This window comes from Novosphingobium sp. GW835-FHT14H07 (genome assembly GCF_058793515.1).
Genome location: NZ_JBXAFX010000067.1, coordinates 1 through 2,587, shown reverse-complemented (window position 1 = coordinate 2,587; position 2,587 = coordinate 1). Strand labels below are relative to the sequence as shown.

The window sequence follows — 2,587 nt, the reverse complement described above, 5'->3', positions numbered from 1 at the left end:
GGGTAGGGTAGGCCCGCAATGTCTCGGAGAGAACATCGCTAGGCCCCCCTCCGAACCGAACGTGCACCTTTCAGCGCATTCGGCTCTCCACGACTGCGTGCTGTCCGCCGTTGGCGGTCGGTCGGCTGTCCGGCATGGACATCGTTGTGGCAGCGGGAGCACAAGACCATGCGTTTACGCTGACGGGCGGCCGCCATATGGCGACTGAACCCGGCATGCTGCAATTCGCCGATCCTGCGGACGTGATGAACCTCACAAGGTTGGTCATTGCTACCGCAACGCTCGCATTCGCGGGCGTTGAGCCGCTCGACCAGCTCTGTCCTGCTGAACACGAACTTTGCTGAGGAAGGGATATCGATCCCGCCCCAGGTGCGCGTGTGTCGCTGGAGGTCCTTCAACTGCCACAGTTTTATTGTCCGGGTGGTGTCTCCCACCTCGTAGCTGATATAGAAGTCCGTACCGCGACGCAGTTTGGCGAAGACTCTGCGAGCCGATGTCCTGTGCTTTCCGGCGATGGTTTTCACGCATGAGAGCAAGGCGAAGTAACCTGCCTTGTTCAGCTTGCGTTTCACGTCGTCAGCAATGGCATAATAGTTCGCAAAGCCGCGCCATTCGGCGTTATAGGCTAGGACGATTTCCACATCGCTTGCGAAGCGCAAGGCCGCCCTCCCAACAGGTCTGAAGCTGTCGTAGTCGCCCCATTCCTTTGAGTTGACGAACCGCACGACGCGGTCCCTTGGCACCAGAAGTTTCATCCGGTCGGCCAAGCCTCGCCGCACTGCCGGACGACCATCGAAGATCGCCTTGTGCGGATTGGGATTGGTCATGGTCCGGACTTCGTATCCGAGGAACCGTGCCCCATCCGAAGCCTTGTGGATTCCGCTTTTCTCGGCGGACACGGCCAACTTCAGGTGATCGGACAGGTAGGTCCTGACCTCCTCCATGATTTGTCGTGCTTCCGATTTGCTACCAGTGACGCCGATGATGAAGTCGTCGGCGTATCGGCAGTAGCGCAGTCTCCTGTAGTTCGGATCAAAGGCGTCGCTGGCCGGAACGGCAAGCCGTTCCGCCTTGAGCCGACCGATCTCTTCCAAGAAGGAAGTGACTCTGGGATCGTCGCCGCGCCCTTTGGCGCGAAGTTGATCCACTGTGCGGCGGACATAGGACAGGCGGTTCCTGATGCGCCGGGCATCAGGGGATGGTGATCGCTGCTTCCCTTTGTCGAAGCCAGCCATCTTGGCCTGCATGAACATATCCAGTTCATGCAGGTAGATGTTCGCCAGCATCGGGGAGACGACCCCGCCTTGGGGCGTTCCGCTGTAGGTCTTGTGAAAGACCCAGTCTTCGACATACCCGGCCTTGAGTAGACCCCGGATGAGCCGCACGAAGCGACGATCCGCAATCCGTTTTTCGAGCAGGGATACGAGGACATCATGATCGATGTTGTCGAAGAACCCGACAACATCGACGTCGATCAGCCATTTCACCCCGGTCCAGATGGCGCGGATCGATTCCAACGCCGTGTGGCATGAACGTTTCGGGCGGAACCCATGAGAGTGTCTGGAAAACAGCGGCTCATAGATTTGCTCGAGGATCGTCCGCACCACTTCCTGGACCAACTTGTCTTCCGTGGTCGGCACGCCAAGTGGCCGTTTCTGGCCATTGGCTTTCGGGATATACACCCGTCTTGCCGGTTGAGGTCGATAGGTCCCGTTCGCAAGCCGTTCGATGATGGACCTGACCTTGTCGGGCGAGAAGCCGTCGAATGTCTGACCATCAACTCCGGGCGTCATCGCCCCTTTATTCGGGGCGATCCGCTGGTAGGCATGCTCCCAGAGGAGCGGGCTTTTCAGCAGGCGATAGAGGCCATTGACCTTCCGACCCGACCTGATGACGGTCGGGAGTGATCTGACGGCCCTCTCAATGGTATCTGGCAGCATTAGCACACCTCCTTTTGAGGTCGTCTGATCGCAGTCGCTGCCGCCCTTCCCCCGGTCGGTTAGGCTTTCGCCCGGGTCACCCCGAGCTTATACTGCCGACCGTCCGCCGATTGCTCGGCGGCTGTCCCGGCCATTACACCGGGCATTTGAGTAATATGGCGGCTCCGTGCCCATACAGGTCGCTGGTCTTCCCAGCGCCTGCTTCAGGGCATCCCGTAATTACGGAAATTGGAGATACGACGTGGTTAGGTGCCCCGTTCGTTCACTTACCCCTCCCTATAGAGGGTGCGTCAGAGAGGCTGGCGCGCTCGCGGAAGTCCCGCTCGCTGTGGAGGAACTCAACGCCCTTTCCTCCGTCTCTCCGATATGCCGCGTCAACCATTCTGCGACATCGCCACGTTATCAGCCGCTGCAAACTGGGGTTCAGGCAGTATAGCTTTCACCATACACGTCTTGCCCTGATCCCTCGCGCCTCAAATGGCTTTGGCGTTTCGGGACCTTTTCTGAACATGCTATTGTTCCCCGTCCCTTTCGGGATCGCAGCCATTTCTGGCCGAGGTTAGTCCAGTGGGCATGATCTATAGCCAGCAAGATCAACTATCCATGATAGCACTCCTTAATTTCCGCCGTTACGGCGCACCATTGAA

Annotated in this window: 1 protein-coding gene; it reads right to left on the bottom strand. The window is 58.6% G+C overall.

Features of this window, described 5'->3' with window-relative positions; all coding sequences use genetic code 11:
- Positions 1-38: 38 nt before the first annotated feature.
- Positions 39-1,940 carry a reverse transcriptase domain-containing protein gene (locus AC1Q5P_RS21760; protein ID WP_010890906.1) on the bottom strand — a complete coding sequence of 634 codons (1,902 nt, stop codon included), beginning with the start codon at positions 1,938-1,940 and terminating at the stop codon, positions 39-41.
- Positions 1,941-2,587: the final 647 nt, after the last annotated feature.